The 15,917-nt window shown below is 71.2% G+C and carries 19 protein-coding genes; 14 read left to right on the top strand and 5 right to left on the bottom strand.

All coding sequences use genetic code 11. The features are described from left to right. Positions 1 to 8 precede the first annotated feature (8 nt). Positions 9 to 1,487, top strand: a complete 1,479-nt coding sequence (locus tag AC1DMN_RS07290; protein WP_477229164.1) for an aldehyde dehydrogenase family protein — start codon at positions 9 to 11, stop codon at positions 1,485 to 1,487. Positions 1,488 to 1,573: 86 nt separating this feature from the next. Here AC1DMN_RS07290 and AC1DMN_RS07285 read toward each other — a convergent pair whose 3' ends face one another. From AC1DMN_RS07285 to AC1DMN_RS07275, 3 genes are all read right to left on the bottom strand, one after another. After that, on the bottom strand, positions 1,574 to 2,758 hold the full coding sequence (locus AC1DMN_RS07285) for a metal-dependent hydrolase family protein (protein WP_477229163.1): 1,185 nt from the start codon (positions 2,756 to 2,758) through the stop codon (positions 1,574 to 1,576). 79 nt (positions 2,759 to 2,837) lie between these two features. Beyond that, positions 2,838 to 3,821 (bottom strand): proline racemase family protein, encoded by a 984-nt coding sequence (locus tag AC1DMN_RS07280; RefSeq protein ID WP_477229162.1) that lies wholly within the window; start codon positions 3,819 to 3,821, stop codon positions 2,838 to 2,840. Next, positions 3,821 to 4,768, bottom strand: coding sequence for an ornithine cyclodeaminase family protein (locus AC1DMN_RS07275; RefSeq protein WP_477384040.1), 948 nt, complete (start codon positions 4,766 to 4,768; stop codon positions 3,821 to 3,823). Before AC1DMN_RS07275 ends, AC1DMN_RS07280 begins: the two co-directional genes overlap by 1 nt. 227 nt (positions 4,769 to 4,995) lie before the next feature. On the opposite strand from AC1DMN_RS07275, the gene rpsP reads away from it, so the two are divergent. The 4 genes from rpsP to trmD are packed head-to-tail and all read left to right on the top strand — an operon-like array spanning position 4,996 to position 6,993. Next, positions 4,996 to 5,427, top strand: a complete 432-nt coding sequence (gene rpsP, locus AC1DMN_RS07270) for a 30S ribosomal protein S16 (protein WP_440731640.1) — start codon at positions 4,996 to 4,998, stop codon at positions 5,425 to 5,427. A 6-nt stretch (positions 5,428 to 5,433) separates the two neighbouring features. Further along, complete coding sequence (locus AC1DMN_RS07265; protein ID WP_477384038.1) at positions 5,434 to 5,664, top strand: RNA-binding protein; 231 nt, start codon at positions 5,434 to 5,436, stop codon at positions 5,662 to 5,664. A gap of 2 nt (positions 5,665 to 5,666) precedes the next feature. Then, positions 5,667 to 6,278 (top strand): ribosome maturation factor RimM, encoded by a 612-nt coding sequence (rimM, locus tag AC1DMN_RS07260; protein WP_440731641.1) that lies wholly within the window; start codon positions 5,667 to 5,669, stop codon positions 6,276 to 6,278. After that, entirely contained in the window at positions 6,268 to 6,993 is a 726-nt protein-coding gene (trmD, locus tag AC1DMN_RS07255) for a tRNA (guanosine(37)-N1)-methyltransferase TrmD (protein WP_477229160.1), read from the top strand. Before rimM ends, trmD begins: the two co-directional genes overlap by 11 nt. Before the next feature lie 63 nt (positions 6,994 to 7,056). On the opposite strand, the gene AC1DMN_RS07250 is transcribed toward trmD, so the two are convergent. Both AC1DMN_RS07250 and map read right to left on the bottom strand, forming a co-directional pair. Next, a complete protein-coding gene (locus AC1DMN_RS07250) occupies positions 7,057 to 7,647 on the bottom strand; it encodes a histidine phosphatase family protein (protein WP_477229159.1) in 591 nt (196 codons plus the stop codon). An 81-nt stretch (positions 7,648 to 7,728) separates the two neighbouring features. Continuing rightward, positions 7,729 to 8,511: a type I methionyl aminopeptidase gene (gene map / locus AC1DMN_RS07245; RefSeq protein ID WP_441975819.1), complete on the bottom strand. Its 783-nt coding sequence runs from the start codon at positions 8,509 to 8,511 to the stop codon at positions 7,729 to 7,731. Between the two features lie 120 nt (positions 8,512 to 8,631). On the opposite strand from map, the gene AC1DMN_RS07240 reads away from it, so the two are divergent. The 9 genes from AC1DMN_RS07240 to AC1DMN_RS07200 all read left to right on the top strand — a co-directional run bounded on the left by AC1DMN_RS07240 (position 8,632) and on the right by AC1DMN_RS07200 (position 15,917). Then, on the top strand, positions 8,632 to 9,144 hold the full coding sequence (locus tag AC1DMN_RS07240) for an MFS transporter permease (RefSeq protein ID WP_477229158.1): 513 nt from the start codon (positions 8,632 to 8,634) through the stop codon (positions 9,142 to 9,144). 251 nt (positions 9,145 to 9,395) lie between these two features. Then, entirely contained in the window at positions 9,396 to 9,746 is a 351-nt protein-coding gene (gene rplS / locus AC1DMN_RS07235) for a 50S ribosomal protein L19 (protein ID WP_440732424.1), read from the top strand. A gap of 119 nt (positions 9,747 to 9,865) precedes the next feature. Further along, entirely contained in the window at positions 9,866 to 10,651 is a 786-nt protein-coding gene (gene lepB, locus AC1DMN_RS07230) for a signal peptidase I (RefSeq protein ID WP_440731646.1), read from the top strand. Next, the gene (locus AC1DMN_RS07225; RefSeq protein WP_477229157.1) at positions 10,632 to 11,291 is read left to right on the top strand and encodes a ribonuclease HII; all 660 of its coding nucleotides are present in this window, start codon (positions 10,632 to 10,634) and stop codon (positions 11,289 to 11,291) included. Before lepB ends, AC1DMN_RS07225 begins: the two co-directional genes overlap by 20 nt. Before the next feature lie 53 nt (positions 11,292 to 11,344). Continuing rightward, entirely contained in the window at positions 11,345 to 11,671 is a 327-nt protein-coding gene (locus AC1DMN_RS07220) for a DUF2469 family protein (RefSeq protein ID WP_045273217.1), read from the top strand. Positions 11,672 to 11,811: 140 nt separating this feature from the next. Continuing rightward, complete coding sequence (locus AC1DMN_RS07215; protein WP_440731648.1) at positions 11,812 to 12,174, top strand: YraN family protein; 363 nt, start codon at positions 11,812 to 11,814, stop codon at positions 12,172 to 12,174. Then, positions 12,171 to 13,700, top strand: a complete 1,530-nt coding sequence (locus AC1DMN_RS07210) for a YifB family Mg chelatase-like AAA ATPase (protein WP_477229156.1) — start codon at positions 12,171 to 12,173, stop codon at positions 13,698 to 13,700. The genes AC1DMN_RS07215 and AC1DMN_RS07210 overlap by 4 nt, the downstream gene beginning before the upstream one ends. Continuing rightward, a complete protein-coding gene (gene dprA, locus AC1DMN_RS07205) occupies positions 13,697 to 14,953 on the top strand; it encodes a DNA-processing protein DprA (RefSeq protein ID WP_477229155.1) in 1,257 nt (418 codons plus the stop codon). The genes AC1DMN_RS07210 and dprA overlap by 4 nt, the downstream gene beginning before the upstream one ends. Positions 14,954 to 15,014: 61 nt before the next feature. After that, a complete protein-coding gene (locus AC1DMN_RS07200; protein WP_477229154.1) occupies positions 15,015 to 15,917 on the top strand; it encodes a tyrosine-type recombinase/integrase in 903 nt (300 codons plus the stop codon).

Below are 15,917 nucleotides of genomic sequence, written 5' to 3'. Positions count from 1 at the left end.
GGAGATGCATGTCTGAGAGCACGCCCACCGTGTCCGAGGTCGCCGCGCGGGCGGCGTCCGCGGCCCGCGCCTTCGCCGCCACGTCGCCTACCGATCGCGGCGCCGCGCTCGTCGCGGTCGCCGACGCCCTCGACGCGCACGCGGGAGAACTCATCGCGATCGCGATGGGGGAGACCGGCCTCACCGAGGCGCGGCTCACGGGCGAGGTGAAGCGCACCTCCTGGCAGCTGCGCCTGTTCGCCGACACGATCGCCGGCGGCGCCTACCTCGACGCGCGGATCGACGCGGCGGATCCCGACTACGTGATCGGCCCGCGTCCGGACGTCCGCCGCGTGCTGGAGCCGGTCGGACCGGTGCTGAACTTCGCGGCGTCGAACTTCCCGTTCGCGTTCTCGGTCGCCGGCGGAGACTCCGCGGCGGCCCTCGCCGCGGGCTGCCCGGTCGTGGTCAAGGCGCACTCGGGGCACCCCGAGCTGTCCCGGCGCACGGCCGCCATCGCCGCGGCGGCACTCGAAGGCGCCGGGATGCCGACGGGCGTGTTCCAGCTCATCGAGGGGCAGCAGAACGGCGTCGACCTGCTGCAGGACGAGCGGATCCGCGCGGGGGCCTTCACCGGCTCCACGCACGTCGGGCGTCTGCTCGCGGACATCGCCGCCGCCCGCCCACGGCCGATCCCGTTCTACGGCGAGCTGGGCAGCGTGAATCCGGTGTACGCGACGTACGCCGATGCCGAGCTGCTGCAGGGCTTCGTCGCGTCCGTGGCCGGATCCGCCGGTCAGCTCTGCACGAAGCCGGGCTTCCTGTTCGTGCCGGCCGACGCCGACCTGTCCGCGGTCGCACCCGCGGTCGGGGGTGTGGCAGAGCACCGCCTGCTGAACCCCGGCATCGGGCGGGCGTTCGAGGGCCGCAGGTCCGCCGTGCTCGGCGCGGAAGGCACGACCGTCCTCGCCGAGGGCGAGGTCCACGAGGACGAGGAAGGACAGCGCCACGCCACGCCCACGGTCGTCGCCGTTGACCTCGAAACGCTCCGCTCACACCGAGAGGCACTGCTCGAGGAGTCGTTCGGACCGCTGTCCATCATCGTGCGCTACACCGACGCATCGGCGCTGCCTGCGGTGCACGAGGAGCTGTTCCCCGGCAACCTCACCTCCACCGTGCACGCGCGTCCGGCCGAGCTGGCCGACGGATCCCTGGACGTGCTCGTCGACGCCCTGGCTGCCACGAGCGGCCGCGTGCTGTTCGGCGGCTGGCCCACGGGCGTCTCAGTGACTCCGGCGATGCAGCATGGCGGCCCCTACCCTGCGACGACCACCGATGCGACCAGCGTGGGCACGGCCGGCATTACCCGGTTCCTGCGTGGAGTGGCGTATCAGAACGCGCCGCAGGAGCTGCTTCCGCCGCCGCTGCGCGACGACAACCCGTGGCACGTGCCGCAGACCCGCAGCGAGGCCGGCCGCTCCACCGAGTGGGGTGCGTTCGCCCGCTGAGGCGCGAGCACGAGTGAGGCGGCCGGCCCGACGACGGGCGGCCGCCCCTTCTCCGTCCTCGGCGGATCAGCTCTGCCGCCGGCGGATCAGCCGACGGCACGCCCGGCGCGCACCACGAGAGCGCGCGCGTCCTGCTCCCACAGCGCCGAGGGCTCGGCCAGGGGGTCGGCCGTCAGCAGCACGGCGTCGCCGTACGCGCCGAGGCCGAGGCGTCCGGCGCGCTCGTCGCGGATGAGGGCGGCGTTGACCGTGGTCATCGATCGCAGCGTCTCCGCCGCGCCGGCCGCCTCGACCTGCAGACGCACCCCGCAGAGCTGATCGTCCTCGAGCTCGCCCATGAGATCGGTGCCGAAACCGACCGGGACGCCGGCGGCGAGTGCGAGACGCACCGCCTCCTGTCCGTGGGAGAGGACCTCGGCGTTCTTGGCGAGGGAGACGGCGTTGAGGCCGATCCCCGCACCGCGTCGGTCCATGGCGTCGTAGGCGGCGAGCGTGGGAACGAGGAAGGCGCCCGCTTCGGCCATGCGCTGCGCCGTCGGGGAGTCGATGAGGTTGCCGTGCTCGATCGACCGGACGCCGTTGTCGATCGAGTGCCGCACCGCCTCCGCGGAGTACGCGTGGGCGGCGACGTAGGACTGCTGCCGGGTGGCTTCGGCGACGACGGCCCGCAGCTCCTCCTCGGAGTACTGGGGCACCCGGATCGGATCCGTCAGCGAGAACACTCCGCCGGACGTCATCACCTTGATCGCGTGTGCGCCCGTGCGCAGCCGGTTCCGGACGGCGAGGCGCAACGGTTCGACCCCGTCGACGATCTCGCACATGTGTCCGTGCGTGAAGCAGATGTCGATGTGCGCGGAGCGCGGATCCCCGTGGCCGCCGGTCTGGCTCAGCGCGGGGCCGGTGAACAGGTAGCGCGGCGAGTCGAAGAGGTCGGCATCGATCGCGCGCGCGAGGCCGATGTCGCCGCCTGCCACGTCGCGCACGGTGGTGAAGCCGCGTCGCAGCGCCGCACCGAGACGGCGGGTCCCGTTGATCGCCGCGAAGCTCAGCGGGCCGCGCTCGTCCTCCAGCCCGTCCTGACTCGTGGCGTAGGCGTGGAAGTGTGCGTCGATGAGGCCGGGGATGAGCCAGCGGCCATGACCGCCCACCGTCGTCGCGCCGTCGGCCGGGCGATCGGCGACGCGGCCGTCGACGATGTGCAGGTCGCGCTCCTCGAAGCGCTCGCCGTCCCAGACGGCTGCTCCGAGGATGCTGAGGGATCCGGTGCGCATAGGTGCTCCTTGACGGTGATCGGAGGYGAGGGTGAGCCGGGCGGGCCAGGATCCCTCACGATAGGGCAGGCCCCGGACGTCAGCGCAGGCTGAAGCCCTCGGGCAGCGGGTCGCCCTCGTCGAGCTCGAAGGCGCAGGATCCGACCCGATGCGCGAGGCCGCGCACTTCGGGGATCACGCCGTCCGCGGTGCGCTCGACGACGCTCGCGTGGAAGCGGGTTCCGAGGATCGAGTCGTGCGTGAGCTCTTCGCCGTCGCCGAGCACGCCGGATGCCGCGAGCAGCGCCACACGGGCGGCTGTTCCGGATCCGCACGGGCTGCGATCCACCTCGCCGTCGGCGAACACCGTCACATTGCGCTGCCAGGGGCCGCGCTCGGTGCGTCCGAGGTCGTCGACCAGGATGGTGCCGTAGACGCCGCTCAGGCGCGCGTCGTCGAGCTGGGCGGCCGGATGCTCGTTCAGCGCCCACTTGATCTCGCGCCCGATGCGGATGAGGTCGGCGGTGTGCTCCGGGAGCACGGACAGGCCGACCGCGAAGGCGGGCAGCGTCGCGTACACGGCGCCGCCGAAGATCAGGTCGACGTCGACCGGCCCGTGCGACGTCTCCAGGGAGATTCCGCGCGCGAGCACCCGCGACTCCACGTTGCGGAACACCACCTCGGTGATCCGGCCGCCCTGCTGTCGCACGCGGGCCTGCACGCGACCGCTCGGCACATCGATCGTGACCGTCGTCTCGCCGTCCGGATCCGAGGGCACTCGGCCCGTGCGCACCGCCCACGCGCCGAGTGCGATGGTGCCATGCCCGCAGGCGGTGGAGAAGCCGTCCTTGTGCCAGAACAGCACGCCGAAGTCGGCGCCGGCGTCGTCGGGCGGCGTGAGGAAGCCGCCGTACATGTCGTCGTGGCCGCGGGGCTCGAGGCAGAGGAAGCGTCTGACGCCGTCCGCCTCGCCGTTCATCGCGTCGACCCGGCGCTCGGCGACGGTGGCACCGTGGGTCGGCACGCCCTCGACGATCCGGAACGGCTCTCCGGCGGTGTGCCAATCCTCCGTGATCATGGTCATCATCGCTCCTCTCCGGTGCGGACTGCGCGGGCGGCGACCGCCAGATCCTGCCACCCCATGCCGCACGTCTTCACGATCCTCGGCCGGTCCTTGGCGGGGGAGACCTTTCCCGTGAAGAGCTCATGCATCGTGACGAGCTCCTCCGGCCGCAGCGCGCCGGAATCCAGGGCACGGATGACGTCCCCGGCCTCCGCCGCCGCGACGCGACGGCTCTCCACCACGACCTGACCGCGGCCGAGCAGAGCGGGCGGCAGCTCCGCCTTACCGGGCTCGTGCGAGCCGATCGCGACGACGGTGGCGTCTGTGCGCACCGCGTCGGCGACGAAGAGCGGATCCGTCGCCGTGGTCGCGCACACGATGAGGTCGGCGGCGGCGAGGTCCGCGACGGATCCGACGGCGACATCCGCCTCCGTCGCGAAGTCCCGGGCGTGGGCGACGGCATCCGCGGCCTTGGCCGGATCCCGTCCGATCAGGCGTGCCGTGCGGAGCGCGCGCACGGCGCAGAGCGCCCGGACGTGCTGCACGGCCTGAGGTCCGGTGCCGAACACGACGAGGTCGCCGGCATCGGGGCCGGCCAGCGCGTCCACCGCGGCGGCGCTGACGGYCGGCGTGCGCAGAGAAGTGAGAGCCGTGCCGTCCATGACGGCGATCGGCGCGAGCGTCGTGCCGTCCAGCACCACGTAGACGGCCTGGATGCGGTCCCGTCCGTGTGCCGGGTTGTCCGGAGCGACGGAGGCGAGCTTCTGTCCGGCCATCCCGCCGAAGGCGGCGGGCATGAGCAGCAGCTGCCCGTGCGGGATATCGAGGATCGTGCGGGGCAGATCGTCCTCGGGGTCGAAGCCGCCGCGGAGCACCTCGCCGACGGCCCGGATCGCGTCGGCCATGCTCACGCGGGCCGCGAGGGTCGCCGCATCGATGAGGGCGAGATCGGCGATCACATCGGACATGCCCTCACTCTACCCAGTAATATGTCATGCAGTACAGATCGGATGGCAGTCAAACCCACCGTGATCCGCGTCGTTTCGCCTCAGGGCCGCGGATCTGGCAGAATGGACAGCTGGATCACCGCTCGACCCTCTATCCGGCCGTGATCCACCCGCAGAGCTTCCACCGGGTGTGCACCCCACGCTCCAGGTGATCAGTTCGTCTTCCTTCCACACCATTCAGGAGAATCGTGGCTGTCAAGATTCGTCTCAAGCGCCTGGGCAAGATCCGCGCGCCGTACTACCGCATCGTCGTCGCCGACTCGCGCACCAAGCGCGACGGTCGCGTGATCGAGGAGATCGGCAAGTACCACCCCACCGAGGAGCCCTCGTTCATCGAGGTCGACTCCGAGCGGGCGCAGTACTGGCTGTCGGTCGGCGCGCAGCCGACCGAGCAGGTCGCCGCCATCCTCAAGATCACGGGCGACTGGGGCAAGTTCAAGGGTGACAAGGACGCGAAGTCCACCCTCAAGGTCGCCGGCGAGAAGGTGGCCTTCGAGGCCGACTCCTCCAAGAAGTCGGTCATCAAGCCCAAGGTCGAGAAGAAGGAGGCTCCCGTCGAGGAGGCTTCCGTCGAGACCGCCGCCGAGGACGCAGCCGACGCTGCGACCGACGCGGAGTAATCCGTCGTGCTGGCTGYCGCGCTCGAGCACATCGTCTCGGGGATCGTCGATCACCCGGAGGATGTGACCATCACCGCCACCTCGTCGCCCCGCGGCGACGTCCTCGAGGTGCACGTGCACCCCGATGACCGAGGTCGCGTGATCGGGCGCGGCGGCCGCACCGCCAAGGCCCTGCGGACGCTGATCACCGCGCTCGCGGACGGACGTCGCGTTCGCGTCGACGTCGCGGACGACTGAGCGTGGCCACCACCGACCGCCCGTCAGGCCGCAACCAGCTGCGCGTCGGGCGCCTCGTCAAGGCGCACGGCCTCAAGGGCGCGCTCAAGCTGGAGCTGTACACCGACGATCCGGCCGGGCGCTTCGTGCCCGGCGCCGAGTTCACGTTGCAGGTGCCTGAGGCATCTCCGTGGCACGGCAAGTCCATCACCGTCCGCGAGCACCGGGTGATGAACGGCAGCTCCGTCGTGTTCTTCGAGGGCGTCGATGACCGCACCGCGGCCGAAGGCCTGGTCAAGGCGATCCTGTGGATCGACCAGGACGAGACCGAGGAGCCCGAAGACGACGCCTGGTATGACCACCAGCTCACCGGGCTGGACGTCGTCCGCGATGACGTCGTCGTCGGGCGCGTGATCCGCGTCGATCACCTTCCCGCGCAGGATCTGCTCATCGTCCGGCCTGCATCGGGGAACGGATCCGAGATCATGGTGCCGTTCGTCTCGGCGATCGTGCCGACCGTGGACATCGCCGCCGGACGCATCGTCGTGACGCCGCCCGCCGGACTGTTCGAGGAGCTCGCGGACGAGGACGCACCCGCCGACGCCTCCGAGCAGGACGCTCCCGGTGCGGATTGACGTCGTCTCGATCTTCCCGTCGTACTTCGACGGGCTGACCCTCTCGCTGCTGGGCAAGGCGCGCGACAGCGGGATCCTGGACCTGAACGTCCACGACCTGCGGGACTGGACGAGCGATCGGCACCGCACCGTCGACGACACGCCCTACGGGGGCGGCGCCGGCATGGTCATGAAGCCGGAGCCCTGGGGGCTCGCGCTCGACCAGCTCGCGACCGAGCCCGCTCGCACGGCTTCTGTTCCGGAGCCGCTTGACGCTCGCCCCACCATCATCTTCCCGTCACCGGCGGGCGAGGTGTTCCGGCAGTCGACCGCGCGCGAGCTCGCCGACCGCGAGCATCTGATCTTCGGCTGCGGCCGTTACGAGGGCATCGACGAGCGCGTGTTCGAGGAGGCCGCAAGCCTCGGCGAAGTGCGCCTGATCAGTCTCGGCGACTACGTGCTGAACGGGGGAGAGGTCGCCGTCATGGCGATGATCGAGGCGATCGGCCGGCTCATCCCCGGTGTCGTCGGCAACCCTGAGAGCCTCGTCGAGGAATCGCATGAGGATGGCCTGCTCGAGTACCCCTCCTACACGAAGCCGTCGGTCTGGCGCGAGCGCGAGGTGCCGCCGATCCTACTGAGCGGGAACCACGGCGCGATCGCTGCCTGGCGTCGGGAGCAACAGCTCGAGCGCACCCGCCGCCGCCGCCCCGACCTGCTGTCCGACGAGGGCTGAGCGCCGTCCCGCGCTGCCTCATGGCGACCGACCGGAGGCGGATCGGGATCCTGACGGACCTTCTCAGAGCAGGCGCTCTGTTCCGTGGGCGAGTTCGAAGACGATCCCATGCGGGTGGCGCAGCGCGAGCGTGTCCGCATGCCCGTACCCGAGCATGGCGCCGCGCAGCAGCCGGCCGATCATCTCGTGCGTGACGAGCAGCGGTGTCCCTTCACCGGCCCAGGAGCACTCCTCCAGCGCCCGGAGTGCCCGCGGTCGCGCCGACGCGTAGCTTTCGCCACCGGGGAACGCCCATCCGTATCGGTTCTCCGACCGCAGGGCGCGGACACCGGGGTGGGTCTCATCGATCTCATCCCAGGTGCGCCCCGCGAAGGTCCCCAGATCCACCTCCGCGAGTTCGTCGACGACGACCACGGCCACATCGAGGTGTTCGGCGACGATCTCCGCGGTGCGTCGTGCGCGTCCCAGCGGACTCGTGCAGATCAGCCCGACGCCTGAGCTTTCCAGCTGCCGTGCGGTCGCATGCGCGTGCTCGATGCCGGCGGAGGTGAGTGGGGAGTCGAGCCGACCTTGCATCCGGCGCTCGAGATTCCACTCGGTCTGGCCATGCCGCGCGAGGAACAGGCGATCCGGCATCCGTGCGGCGAGAGGCATGCCGACAGAATGGCACAGCACCCGCTTCGGCACAGCGGCCGCTCGGCTCCGGGGTGCGCCTCAGCGCGTGCGCATCCGGGATCAGTCGACGCCGAGGAACGTGCGGTCGGTGAGGATGATCGGGCCGTCCTCGGTGATCGCGACCGTGTGCTCCGAGTGCGAGCCACGGGAGCCGTCGGCACTGCGCAGCGTCCAGCCGTCCGGGTCGGTGACGAGCTCGTCCGTGGTCGCGAGGAACCAGGGCTCCAGCGCCATCACGAGGCCGGCGCGCAGCGGGAAGCCGCGTCCGGGCCGGCCGTCGTTGGGCACGTGCGGGTCGCCGTGCATGATGCGGCCGACGCCATGCCCGCCGAAGTCCGTGTTGATCGAGTATCCCTCGCCGTGAGCGACGGCGGCGATCGAGGCCGAGATGTCGCCGATCCGGTTGCCGACCACGGCCGCCGCGATCGCTGCATCCAGGGCGCGCTCGGTCGTGTCGATGAGGCGAAGGTCCTCATCGCGCGGGGTGCCGACCACGAACGACACGGCGGAGTCGGCGACCCAGCCGTCGACGGAGACGGCGAAGTCGAGGGAGACGAGGTCGCCGTCGCGCAGTGTGTAGTCGTGGGGCAGTCCGTGCAGCACGGCGTCGTTCACGGACGTGCAGATGACCTTCCCGAACGGGCTCGCGCCGAACGAGGGGTGGTAGTCGATGTAGCAGGACTCGGCACCGGCCTTGCGGATCATGTCGTGCGCGCGCCGATCGATCGAGAGCAGGTTCGTGCCCACCTTGGTCTCGGCACGCAGCGTCGCCAGCGTCTCCGCCACGAAGCGTCCGGCCGCCCGCATCTCCTCGATCTCGGCGGGGGTGCGCAGTTCGATCATTCCCAGTCCTCTCGTCTGGTCCATTCTCTCCTACCTCTCTGGCGGCCGACGCCTCTCCGCCGGCGACGCTCACAGCGAACGCGCGGATCCGCGTCGGTGCCCCCGACGTAGCATCGCGGTATGTGGATCCGGCGCGCTTTCTTCTCCTGGCTGTTCCCGGCCGCCCTGGTGCTGCCGCTGTGGCTGTTCATCGGCTGGGGTGTGTTCCAGGCCGGAGGCTGGGCCTTCTTCTGGGTGCTGTTCGTCGCTCTGCCCTCGGTGCTCGTCGGTGAGGTGGCGTTGGGGTTGCTCGTGCGCGCGCGCCCGACCGTCCGAGAGGAGCGCGCGGTCTCCTGGCGCGACGTCATCGGGTTCACCGTGTGGCATGGCCTCACGATCGCCTTGGGCTTCTTCCCGCAGAGCGCGTTCGGCTGGCTGCTGACCGGCACCATCGTGGCGTTCCTCGGCCTGTTCTGGTCGACCCTCTGGCAGCTCTGGAAGGACCTGGCGGAGCGCGGTAGGGCCGCATTCGCGATCGACGGCGAAGCGATGCGCGCCGCGGCATACGGGGATCCTGGCGGCCCTGAGCGAGAGCGGATGTCGCAGCAGGGAGACGTCTTCGTCATCACGGAGACGGACCGTTCAGGGGCCTGACGCCCGGAGCGCGCGGCCGCGGTCTTCCTCGCGCCCCGGGCGCGACCTCTCCGCGCGCTGAGCCGCGGGCCGGGAGGGGCCGATCCCGTTTTGGTGCGGATCCGGTTCCATGGCAGAATGGTTCTTTGTGCCGTGACCCGGTTCTGCCTCAGGGGAACCCGCGGGCGCTCAGCGCTCCGTTCGGCACACAACACTCCTTTCACCCCTTCCTACATGCATGCGACCTGAGGCGAATGCAGAGAGAGACGATCATGCAGATCCTCGACGTCGTCGACGCGGCTTCGCTCCGCTCCGACATCCCCGACTTCTTCCCCGGCGACACCGTCAAGGTGCACGTCAACATCATCGAGGGCAGCCGCTCCCGTATCCAGGTCTTCCAGGGTGTCGTCATCGGCCGCTCGGGCGACGGTGTGCGCGAGACCTTCGTGGTCCGCAAGATCAGCTTCCAGGTGGGCGTCGAGCGCACCTTCCCGGTGCACTCCCCGGTGATCGACCACATCGAGGTCGTCACCCGCGGCGACGTGCGCCGCGCCAAGCTGTACTACCTCCGCAACCTGCGCGGCAAGAAGGCGAAGATCAAGGAGAAGCGCGACGCGCGCTGACCCATCCGCTTTCGAACAAGCGCCCCGAGACACGGTTCCCGGGGCGCTTGTTCGTTCCCTGGACATGAGAAGCTGGAAGGCGCCGTCAGTCGACGGCCGAGGCCTGTGAAGGATGGCGCATGACGGAAGAGCTCGCGGCGGCCGGACCCGCCGACGCGGTGCGGGAGCAGACGACGCCGCGACGACGCGGCTGGGTGATCTTCCTCCGCGACGTCGTGGTGATCCTGCTCATCGCGGTGCTGGTCTCCTTCCTCGTGAAGACCTTCGTGGTGCGCAGCTTCTACATCCCGTCCGGCTCGATGGAGAACACGCTGCTCGTCAAGGACCGCATCCTCGTCGATGAGGTCACTCCGCACTGGAACGGCTATCACCGCGGCGACGTCGTGGTCTTCAAGGATCCGGGCGGCTGGCTGCCGCCGGCGCCGCCGCAGCCGCCGCGGTCCCCGCTGTTCGAGGCCGGGGAATGGTTCCTCACCCTGATCGGGGTCGCCGCCCCCGACTCGGACGACCATCTGGTCAAGCGCCTCATCGGCCTTCCGGGTGATCATGTCGTGTGCTGCAACTCACTGGGCCAGCTCACCGTGAACGGCGCTCCGATCGACGAGTCGTCGTATCTCAAACCCGGCGTGGGCGACGCACGCGCGTCCAGCATCCCGTTCGATGTCACCGTGCCCAAGGGCGCGGTGTGGGTGCTGGGGGACAACCGCACGCGCTCCGAGGACTCGCGCTATCACCAGGATCAGCCCGGGGGCGGATTCGTGCCGATGCAGAACATCGTCGGGCGCGCATTCCTCACCACGTGGCCGTTCGACCGGTTCGGCCTCGTCGACGGTCACTACGCCGTGTTCAACGGGGTGTCGAAGCCGAAGCCACAGGAGCGCCGCCGTGGCGGTCGTCGAGCCTAGCCTGGTCCTCGAGCGGCGGCTGCTGCGGGAGCACTCCCATCTCATCGCCCTGGACGAGGTCGGGCGAGGAGCGCTGGCCGGCCCGGTGGCCGTCGGCGCGACCGTGGTGGACGCGGCCGCCGCACGCCGGCGGGTGCCGCAGGGATTGCGCGACTCCAAGCTGGTGCCGGAGAAGCGCCGGCGCGAGGTCGCCGACCGTGCCGGCGCCTGGGCGCCTGCGAGCGCGGTGGGCTGGGCCTCGAGCGCCGAGATCGACGAGGTCGGCATCATGCGCGCATTGGGCCTCGCCGCGTCCCGTGCGATCATCGCGGCTTGTGGGGACGCCTGGGAGGCCTCGACGGCGCTCGTGATCCTCGATGGCAACCACGACTACGTCTCTGCCGTGCATCCCGGGCGCCTGAACGTGCGCTCGATCATCAAGGCCGACCGGGACTGCGCGTCGGTGGCCGCGGCCTCGGTGCTGGCCAAGGTGGCACGCGATGCCCTCATGGTCGACCTGGCGCCCGAGTTCCCGCACTACCAGTGGGAGCGGAACAAGGGTTACGCGAGCATCGAGCACCGTGAGGCGATCCGTCTGCGCGGGTTGACCCGCCACCACCGCTCGTCCTGGGCGATCGCCGACGCGCCCACGCTGTTCTGACCGCGCGCGAGGATGCGGCCGCGCGGATCCCGCTCTCGTAGGATGGGGGGATCATGGATGACGACGCCTTCGACGACTACGACCGTGAGCTCGAGCTCGCCCTGTACCGCGAGTACCGCGACGTGGTCCTGCAGTTCCAGTACGTGGTCGAGACCGAGCGCCGCTTCTACCTCGCCAACGAGGTCAACGTGGTGCGCCGGGACACCGAGCATGACTTCTACTTCGAAGTGTCCATGAATGACGTCTGGGTGTGGGACATCTACCGCGCCGACCGCTTCGTGAAGTCCGTGCGCGTGCTCACGTTCAAGGACGTGAACGTCGAGGAGCTGTCGCGCCGCGAGTTCGAACTGCCGCAGGAGCTCTCACTCGACGGCGAGTGATTCATGCCGTGGCGGGCGCCCTCTGGCCTGACCGCTGCCCCTCCCGCGATCTTCCTCCCCAGGCGGATGATCCCGCCGATTGCGCACGGGTTGCGTGAACGGCGCTCCACGACGCCGCAGCGGCGGTCAGGCTGTCGAACATGGCAGCCAAAGACGATCTCGGACGCGCGGGGGAGGACCGCGCCGCAGCGCACCTGACCCGACTCGGATACCGGATCCTCGACCGCAACTGGCGGTGCGATCAGGGTGAGCTCGACATCGTCGCGCAGCGCGATGGCACGCTGGCGTTCGTCGAGGTGAAGACTCGGCGCACCCTCGACTACGGACACCCGTTCGAAGCGATCGACGAGCGCAAGCGGCAGCGGCTGTGGCGACTGGTGCACGTATGGGTGCGGGAGCACCCGATGGCGAGCCGGGGGCAGGCACTGCGGCTCGAGGCGATCGGGATCGTGGGCGCGGATCCGGCGATCGGAGTCCTCGAACACCTGCAGGATCTGCGATGACCGCGCGCACCTGGGCGGTCGCCCTGACCGGGCTGAACGGCCACATGGTGGACGTCGAGGCGGATCTCTCGCAGCAGACGCCGGGGTTCGATCTCATCGGGCTTGCGGACCGCGCGCTCGGCGAGGCGGTGCGCCGTGTGCACAACGCCTGCCGCAACAGCGGCCTCGACCTGCCGCGGCGCAAGCTCACGGTGAACCTGTCGCCCGCCGGCCTGCCCAAGCACGGGGCCGCGTTCGATCTCGCGATCGCGATCGCGGCGTTCGGCACGACCGGATCCCTCGATGAGGTCTCGCTCGCTCACACGGTGCATCTGGGCGAGCTCGGACTGGACGGGCGGCTGCGCCCGATTCCCGGGGTGCTGCCGGCGCTGCATGCGGCGCGGGAGGCCGGGTTCGAGCGGGCGGTGGTGCCCGTCGCGAATGAGGCCGAGGCCCGGCTCGTACCGGGGCTCGAGGTGCACGCGGCCGTGAGCCTCGCCCACGTGGCGTTGCTGCACGGTGCCGATCTGGCCGAGCTCGGCGATCCTGAACCGGTGCTCGCCGCGGCGACACCGGCGCGGAGTGGTCCTGCGCCGGAGCTGGCGGATGTGATCGGACAGGACGAGGCGGTCGCCGCCCTCGTGGCCGCCGCGGCAGGAGGGCACCACCTGCTCCTGTCCGGTCCGCCCGGCGCCGGCAAGACCATGCTGGCGCGCAGGCTCGCCGGGATCCTCCCGGACCTCGACGAGGAGCTGGCCCTCGAAGCCGCCTCGATCCGTTCGCTGATGGGGGAGAACCTCACCCGCCTGGACCTCCGGCCGCCGTTCGTCGCGCCCCATCACAGTGCGTCGATCGCCGCCATGATCGGCGGCGGATCCCGAGCGGCCCGGCCAGGTGCGATCGCCCGAGCCCATGGCGGGCTGCTCTTCCTCGACGAGGCGGCCGAGGCCCCGGGCGGTGTCCTGGACGCGCTCCGGCAGCCACTGGAGGCGGGGATGATCGAGATCCATCGCGCCGAGTTCACGACGCGCTTCCCCGCGCGGTTCCAGCTGGTGCTCGCCACGAATCCGTGCCCTTGTGGAGCCTTCGGCGTGGTCGGCGAGGAGTGCATCTGCCCTCCCTCCGCGATCCGGCGCTATGCGGCACGGCTGTCCGGTCCGATCCGGGACAGGCTCGACATCGAGGTGCGGGTCGCCCGTGTCTCGGCCGCCCAGGTCAGCACGCAGGAGCGCGGCACGCTCTCGACGGCCGATGCGCGCGGGCGGGTCGAGGAGGCGCGGGACCGCGCTGCGCGGCGCTGGAGGGGCACGCCGTGGCGGCTCAACGCGCACGTGCCAGGCACATGGCTGCGCCAGGGAGATTTCCGGCTCCCCGCCGAGGCGCGGGCGCCGTTGGATCGCGCGTTGCAACGCGGGGCCCTCACGCTGCGCGGATACGACCGGGTCCTGCGGCTGGCGTGGTCGGTAGCCGACCTGGCGGGTGCGGACGCACCGGGGCTCGCCCATGTGGGGCGCGCCCTGTTCCTGAAGAAGGGGATGACGGCATGAGCGCGACGGAGCAGACCATTGCGGCGGGGAGCGCGGAGCGCAGCGAGCGGCGCGCACCGGGCGGCGGAGCACTCGCGGCACGGTTGCGCGCCTTCCGGGAGGACGAGCGCTTCCTTGAGGCGGCCACCCGTGTCCGTCCCGATGCGGAGCGGCCCGAGGTGCGTGACGGCCTGATCTGGAATCTCATCACCGAGCCTGGCGACGGCGTCGCGGGCGCGCTCGTCGCCGCGCTCGGGCCCCAGGAGGCACTGGACCTCATGGCGAGCGGTGAGGGGGATCGCCAGGATGGCGTGGACGACCGCCCGGCAGCGGGAGCGCTGCGGGACGGGCGGCGACGCTGGGCTCCCCGGCTCGACCCGCTGCCGCATCTCGGAGCGCTGCGGACCGCAGCACGCATCGGAGCGAGCCTTCTGCTGCCGCCCGATCCGGAATGGCCCGCGTGCGCAGCAGATCTGGGTGCGCATGCCCCGCACGCGCTGTGGCTGCGTGGCGATCCGACGGTGCTGACGGGAGACGGCGTCGCGCTCGTCGGCGCCAGGGCCTCGTCGAGCTACGGCGAACACGTCGCGGGGGAGCTGGCGGCCGAGCTCGCCGCAGAGGGGCGCGTGATCTTCTCCGGAGGCGCGTACGGGATCGACGGTACGGCGCACCGCGCCGCGCTTCGTGCCGGAGGAAGGACGGTGGCCGTGCTCGCCGGAGGGGTGGATCGGCCTTACCCGAGCGGGCATGCGCAGCTGTTCGAGCGGATTCTGACGAGTGGCGCGCTGGTGAGCGAGGTGGCCTGCGGCACCGCCCCGACCAAGTGGCGGTTCCTGGCACGCAACAGGCTGATCAGTGCGCTCTCCGCCGCGACGGTCGTGGTCGAGGCCGGGCACCGCAGCGGGTCCCTGAACACGGCGGGGCACGCGGCCGCGCTCGGCAGACCGCTCGGCGCCGTACCGGGTCCGATCACCTCGACCGCGTCCGCGGGCTGCCACCGGCTGCTGCGCGACTACGACGCGCGCTGCATCACGTCCGTCGCCGACGTGCGCGAGCTGCTCGGGGTCGCCGCGGTGACGCCGGCGACGGCCTCGGAGGATCCGGACATGGTGCGCCTGGCCGACGCGCTGAACGTGCGCACGCCACGCAGCAGCACGCAGCTCGCGCAGCGCAGCGGGCTGAGCGCGGATCGAGTCGAGGCGCTCCTCGGCATCTTGGAGCTGGACGGCAGCGCGGTCCGCTCCGAGCACGGGTGGCGCAGCATCCTGCAATGAGAGGTCGTGGTGCCCGCGCGTGCTCCCGCCGGTGCAGAGCCGGGGAGCGCATGCTGGAGTCATGCGCGTATCCGAGGCCGCCACGGTGTTCACGACGCACCTCGCCCAGGTGCGGCGGCTGTCGCCGGCGACGGTGCGCGCGTACCGGTCGGATCTGGCCGATCTCGCGGCGTCGACGGCGGATGCGGCGCTCGACGACGTCGATCTCGAGGCGCTGCGGGACTGGCTGTGGCGAGCCACGCAGCGGGGTGACGCGCGATCGACCCTGGCTCGACGGACGGCGGCGGTGCGCTCGTTCTTCGCCTGGGCCGCCGAGGCCGGGCTCATCGCGCACGACCCCGCGCTGCGCCTCGTGACACCCAAGCGGGGGCGCACCCTGCCGGCGGTGGCATCGGCCGACGCGATGCGCGTGCTGCTCGACGAGGCGCGCGACGCCGCACTCGACGTAGATCCTGTCCGCCTTCGCGACAGCGCGATCCTGGAGCTCCTGTACGGATCGGGCATGCGCGTCTCCGAGTTGTGCGGGCTCGCCGTCGACGACGTCGACCTCGACCGAGGCACCGCCCGCGTGCTCGGCAAGGGCGACAGGGAGCGCGTCGTGCCGTTCGGCGCGCCGGCGCGTGATGCGGTCGCCTCGTACCTGCGCCGCGCCCGACCCGTGCTCGTCGCACGCGCAGAGCGGCCAGGCCCTGCGCTGTTCCGCGGTGCGCGCGGAGGAGCCCTGGGACCGCGCGCGGTGTACGAACTGGTCGCCCGTGTGCTCGCGCCCGTGATCGGCGCGGAGACCGTGGGACCCCACGCGCTCCGCCACTCCGCTGCCACGCACCTGCTCGACGGTGGAGCGGACCTGCGCGCGGTGCAGGAGATCCTCGGGCACGCGAGTCTGGGGACAACCCAGATCTACACGCACGTCTCGGCGGAGCGCCTCGCGGCGAGCTACCGCCTCGCGCACCCACGGGCGTGA

Source organism: Microbacterium sp. 01T413_2 (genome assembly GCF_056398985.1).
The sequence above is the reverse complement of the archived record's forward strand: the minus strand, read 5'-3'. Positions and strand labels throughout refer to the sequence as shown.